This is a genomic window from Streptomyces tricolor, from assembly GCF_002155905.1.
In the GTDB taxonomy this organism is placed as follows: domain Bacteria; phylum Actinomycetota; class Actinomycetes; order Streptomycetales; family Streptomycetaceae; genus Streptomyces; species Streptomyces tricolor.
In genome coordinates, this window is record NZ_MUMF01000311.1 from 1 (window position 1) to 5121 (window position 5121).

The window sequence follows — 5121 nt, forward strand, 5'->3', positions numbered from 1 at the left end:
CTGCCGGTGCCGCCCTCACCGCCGCGGCCCTGCTGGCCGTCAGCCTCTCCCCCGCCGCCCGGGCCGACGGCGGACCGACCCGGGCCACCGCGATCGAGAACGCGGCGTCGGCCCTGCTGACCCACGCGTCGGCCCTGGGCCTGACCTCCCGTCAGGACACCAGCGTGCGGGACGTCATCGTGGACGAGGACGGCACCCAGCACGTCCGCTACGACCGCACCTACCGGCATCTCCCCGTCCTCGGCGGCGACTTCGTCGTCCACCTGGCCCCCGACGGCGGCTACCGCGGCGCCGACCGCGCCACCCGGCAGGCCATCGCCCTGCCCTCCGTCACCCCCGCGGTCGCCGGCTCCAGGGCCGCCGGCCTCGCGGTGAGCGCCCTGCGCGGCGCCGTCACCGGCACCACGCTCCAGCAGGTCAAGGCCAAGCCGGAGCTGGTCGTCGACGCCCTGCACGGCAGCCCCCGGCTGGCCTGGCGGACCGACGCGGTCGGCCTGGACCGGCTCGGCAACCCCGTGGCCCGCACCGTGCTGACCGACGCGCGCACCGGCGCGCAGATCGACGCCTGGGACAGCATCGAGGCGGCCACGGGCGACGGAAAGTCCCTCTACAGCGGGACGGTGCCGGTGGAGACGACCCCGTCCGGGCCGTCGTACCAGCTGAAGGACCCGACGCGCGGCAACACCTACACCGGTGACGCCCAGAACAAGACCGACCTGTGCGTCCTCGGCATCTGCCTCAGCCGCGCCCCCGCGACCGTGTTCACGGACGCCGACAACCACTGGGGCAGCGGCACCACCGCGGACCGCGCCTCGGCCGCCGTCGACGCCCAGTACGGCACCGACGAGACCTGGGACTACTACAAGGACGTCCACGGCCGCAGCGGCATCGCCGGCGACGGCAAGGGCTCGTACAACCGCGTCCACTACGGCAGCAACTACAACAACGCCTTCTGGGACGACAGTTGCTTCTGCATGACGTACGGCGACGGTGACGGGACCACCTTCGGGCCGCTGGTCTCCCTCGATGTCGCCGGGCACGAGATGACGCACGGCGTGACGGCGAAGACGGCGGCGCTGACGTACTCCGGCGAGTCCGGCGGGCTGAACGAGGCCACCTCCGACATCCTCGGCACGATGGTCGAGTGGCACGCGGACAACCCGTCCGACCCCGGTGACTACCTCATCGGCGAGAAGATCGTCCGCTCCGGCTTCGGCAAGGCCGCCCTGCGCTTCATGGACAAGCCGTCCCGGGACGGCGGCTCCGCCGACCACTGGACTTCCTCGGTCGGGAACCTCGACGTCCACTACTCCTCCGGCGTCGCCAACCACTTCGCCTACCTGCTCGCCGAGGGCAGCGGCGCGAAGACCGTCAACGGCGTCGCCTACGACTCGCCGACCTACAACGGCGCCACGGTCACCGGCATCGGCCGGGACAAGGTCGGCAAGATCTGGTACCGGGCGCTGACGGTCTACATGACCTCCTCCACCAACTACCGGGGCGCCCGCACGGCCACCCTGAACGCCGCCAGGGACCTCTACGGCGCGGGCAGCACCGAGTACGACGCGGTGGCCGCCGCCTGGAGCGCGGTCAACGTCACCTGAGCGGCAGCGGTGCCGCTCGCCGACCGCGCTCCGCGAGACGGGTGCGGCCGGCGGGTGGAGGCCAATCGTGTGCTCTTCGTACCCGGCCCCTCACACGGCCCTGACCTGCCGGAACCCTCCCCGGCTAGGCCGTGTGGGGGGCCGTTCCCGCCACCCGTTCACCGCATCCCGGAGCCGCCTCGGGAAGCGGAACGCCGCGACTGCGACTTACCTCGGTAGGGCAGGGGCGCACCCCTGGACGAGTCGGACAAGCTCTGGGGAGCACCATGCGACGCACTGCCCGTCTGCTGGCCGGTACCGCGCTCGCCGTGGCCGCCGCGGCACCCGCCACCGCCGCCGAGGCCGGCCGCCTGGACGTGTACCCGTCCACCGTGGCGCCCGGTGGCCAGGTCTCGGTGAGCACGGCCGCGTGCGGGGACTCGGGCGCCACCGGGGACGCGGGCGCGGTCGGCGCCGGCACGTTCACGCTGGCGCCCAGCGCGCACGAGGGCGAGGCGACCGGCCAGTTCCGGGTGCCGCCGAGCGCGCAGCCGGGGACGTACGAGATCCTCGCCCGGTGTGCCGAGGGCGACCGGCAGGTGGCGGGCGACCTGGTGGTCGCGCTGAGCGCGGTGCACGAGGCGGCGCACGAGCAGGTGCAGCCGCGGGGAAGCGTGAAGACGGGGGTCGGCGGCGGACTGGGCCCCGACCCCGTGCAGACCGCGGCGGGTGTGGCGGCGCTGGCCGTCGCCGCCGCGGGCGGTACCTGGCTCCTGCATCGCCGGGCGAGAGGCGACGGGATCTGACGGACACCCTCCGCTGTCCGTCCGCCGGTACCGCACATCCCGCCCCCTCCGGGTCCGACGCCCCTCGCGGCCCGGAGGGGGAGGGTGCTTCGGGGGCCCGCCCCCCGGGAGAGGGGTTTGGTATGCGCAGGAGCGCCGGAAGCGGCAAGAGCGCCAGGAAGAGCGGGCGCGGCGGGCGCGGCAGGTCCGCCCGGCTCGGCGACACCGCGATAGCCGCCGTCACCGTCGTGGCCCTCGGCTCGGGCGTGTGGCTGCTGGGCGGCGGCACCGGCCCGCACGCACCACCGCAGCCCACGGCCGCCGAGGGCCGCCCGGACCGGGGCGGGGTCCGGCCCGGGGCGCCCGCCCTGGCGCCGTCCCCGCCGGTCCGCATCCGCATCCCCGCGATCCGTGTGGACGCGCCCCTGACCGGCCTGGCCCTCACTCCCGCCGGGAACCTGGACGCACCACCCGCCGAGGAGAAGAACCTGGCCGGCTGGTACGAGGCCGGCACCACCCCCGGGGAGACGGGCACCGCGATCGTCGCCGGGCACGTCGACAACGCCGACGGCCCCGCCGTCTTCTACGACCTCGGCGCGCTGAAACGGGGCGCCCGCATCGAGGTGGACCGCCGGGACGGCACCGTGGCCCTGTTCACCGTGGACGCGGTGGAGGTGTACTCGGCGCACGCCTTCCCCGACGCGAAGGTCTACGGCGCGGCCCCCCGCCCCGAACTCCGCGTGATCACCTGCGGCGGGGGCTACTCGCGGGCCACCGGCTACCAGGGCAACGTGGTGGTGTTCGCCCATCTGACGGGCAGCCGCTGAGACTCAGCGCGGCGCCGGTGCCGGCAGCGCGCCCAGGACGTGCTTCTTCCCCCACAGCGTGAGCGGCTCCAGCGCCTCGTTCAGCTGGGTGCCGACGTCGGTCAGCGAGTACTCGACGCGGGGCGGCACCTCGTCGTACTCCTCCCGGTGCACGATGCCGTCGGCCTCCAGCTCGCGCAGCTGCGCGGCGAGCACCTTCTCCGTGACGCCCGGCAGCAGCCGGCGCAGCTCACCGAAGCGGCACCTGCCGCGTTCGCCCAGCGCCCACAGGATCGACACCTTCCACTTGCCGTCGATGATGTCCATGGCCGCGTCGGTCCCGCAGATGTACGCCCCCGGCCGCCGTCCCACCGGCATGGTCCTCCCCCTTCCGACCCGCATGCTTTCCCACCGGTAACCACCCACTTCGAAGTGCGTACTTCTGCGCGGCGGTTCCCCGGGCGAGCCTAGTCGTCATGACCGACACTTCCCTGTCCTCCGCCCCCCGTACTCCCCTGACCCTGCTCGGCACCGGCGCGATGGGCACCGCGCTCGGGCGGGCCTGGCTCGCCGCCGGGCATCCGCTGACCGTCTGGAACCGCACGCCCGAGCGCACGGCCGCGCTGACCGCCGAGGGAGCGGTGGCCGCCGGCAGCGCTGCGGAGGCGGTGGCCGCGAACCGGCTCGTCGTGGCCTGCCTGCTGGACGACGCCTCGGTGGGCGCCGCCCTGGAGGGGGCCGACCTGGCCGGCCGGGACCTGGTGAACCTCACCACCGGCACCCCCGCCGACGGCCGGGCGCGCGCCGCCTGGGCCGAGGAGCGCGGCGCCCGTTTCGTGGACGGCGGGATCATGGCCGTACCGCCGATGATCGGCGCGCCCGGCGCCTTCGTGCTCTACAGCGGTGACCCGGACCTCTTCCAGGAGCACCGGGACACCCTCGCCGTTCCGGCCGGCACCGAGTACGTCGGCGCCGACCCCGGTCTCGCCGCGCTGCACGACGTGGCGCTGCTGAGCGGCATGTACGGCATGTTCGGGGGCATCACGCAGGCGTTCGCGCTGCTGCGCGGGACGGACGTGGCGCCCAAGGGGTTCGCCGCGCTGCTCGTGCCCTGGCTGAACGCGATGGCCGACGCGGCGCACCGGACGGCCGAGCGGCTGGAGTCCGGCGACTACACCACCGGAGTCGTCTCCAACCTGGCGATGCAGGTGGCGGGCACCGACACGCTGCTGCGCACGGCCGCGGAGCAGGGGGTGAGCCCGGAGCTGCTCAGCCCGTTCCTGGACCTGATGCGCCGCCGCCTGGCCGACGGCCACGACGCCGAGGACACCACCGGCCTGGTGCACCTCCTGCACACCCGCTGACCGCCGGCCCGCCCTCCGGGGGCGGTTGTCGGTGGGCCGGGGTAAGGTCCGCTCCGGATCGACGCCCGTCGAGACACCGAAGCGCATCGAGACACTCCGGGGGGACCTGCCATGAGTGACACCGACAGCAGCACGTACGAGGGGTTCACGGCCGAGGAGCGGGCCGCGATGAAGGAGCACGCGCGGGAGCTGAGGACGGCGGCGCGCCGCGGATCGCGCGCGGAGAAGGCGGCGCAGGCGGAGCGGGACGTGCTCGCCAGGATCGCCGAGATGGGGGACGCGGACCGGGCCCTGGCCGAGCGGGTCCACGCCGTCGTCACGGCCACCGCCCCGGCCCTCGCGCCGAAGCTCTGGTACGGGATGCCCGCCTACGCCCTGGACGGCAAGGTCGTCTGCTTCTTCCAGAGCGCGGCGAAGTTCAAGTCCCGCTACGCGACGCTCGGTTTCAACGACGCGGCGCGGCTGGACGAGGGGGCCATGTGGGCGACGGCCTTCGCGCTGACCGAGGTGACACCCGAGGTGGAGGCGCGCATCGCCGCGCTCGTCGCGCGGGCGGTGAGCTGAGGCGCCCCCGCCCTCACAC

General features: G+C 74.5%; 6 protein-coding genes. 5 read left to right on the forward strand and 1 reads right to left on the reverse strand.

The window, feature by feature from the left end; genetic code table 11:
- From CCN44_RS22385 to CCN44_RS22395, 3 genes are all read left to right on the forward strand, one after another.
- The coding region (locus tag CCN44_RS22385; protein ID WP_244203947.1) for a M4 family metallopeptidase at positions 1–1604 on the forward strand (1604 nt) is incomplete at its 5' end.
- Positions 1605–1870: 266 nt separating this feature from the next.
- Positions 1871–2389: a hypothetical protein gene (locus tag CCN44_RS22390; RefSeq protein ID WP_059249389.1), complete on the forward strand. Its 519-nt coding sequence runs from the start codon at positions 1871–1873 to the stop codon at positions 2387–2389.
- A 122-nt stretch (positions 2390–2511) separates the two neighbouring features.
- Positions 2512–3195, forward strand: coding sequence for a class F sortase (locus CCN44_RS22395; RefSeq protein WP_059249391.1), 684 nt, complete (start codon positions 2512–2514; stop codon positions 3193–3195).
- Between the two features lie 3 nt (positions 3196–3198).
- Here the strand turns inward: CCN44_RS22395 and CCN44_RS22400 are convergent, their stop codons facing one another.
- The gene (locus CCN44_RS22400) at positions 3199–3552 is read right to left on the reverse strand and encodes a winged helix-turn-helix transcriptional regulator (protein ID WP_086698937.1); all 354 of its coding nucleotides are present in this window, start codon (positions 3550–3552) and stop codon (positions 3199–3201) included.
- 98 nt (positions 3553–3650) lie between these two features.
- Here CCN44_RS22400 and CCN44_RS22405 point away from each other — a divergent pair, with 98 nt between their 5' ends.
- Both CCN44_RS22405 and CCN44_RS22410 read left to right on the forward strand, forming a co-directional pair.
- Entirely contained in the window at positions 3651–4538 is an 888-nt protein-coding gene (locus CCN44_RS22405) for an NAD(P)-dependent oxidoreductase (protein WP_208639814.1), read from the forward strand.
- A 111-nt stretch (positions 4539–4649) separates the two neighbouring features.
- Positions 4650–5102 carry an iron chaperone gene (locus tag CCN44_RS22410; protein WP_059249398.1) on the forward strand — a complete coding sequence of 151 codons (453 nt, stop codon included), beginning with the start codon at positions 4650–4652 and terminating at the stop codon, positions 5100–5102.
- The last annotated feature ends 19 nt before the right edge of the window (positions 5103–5121 follow it).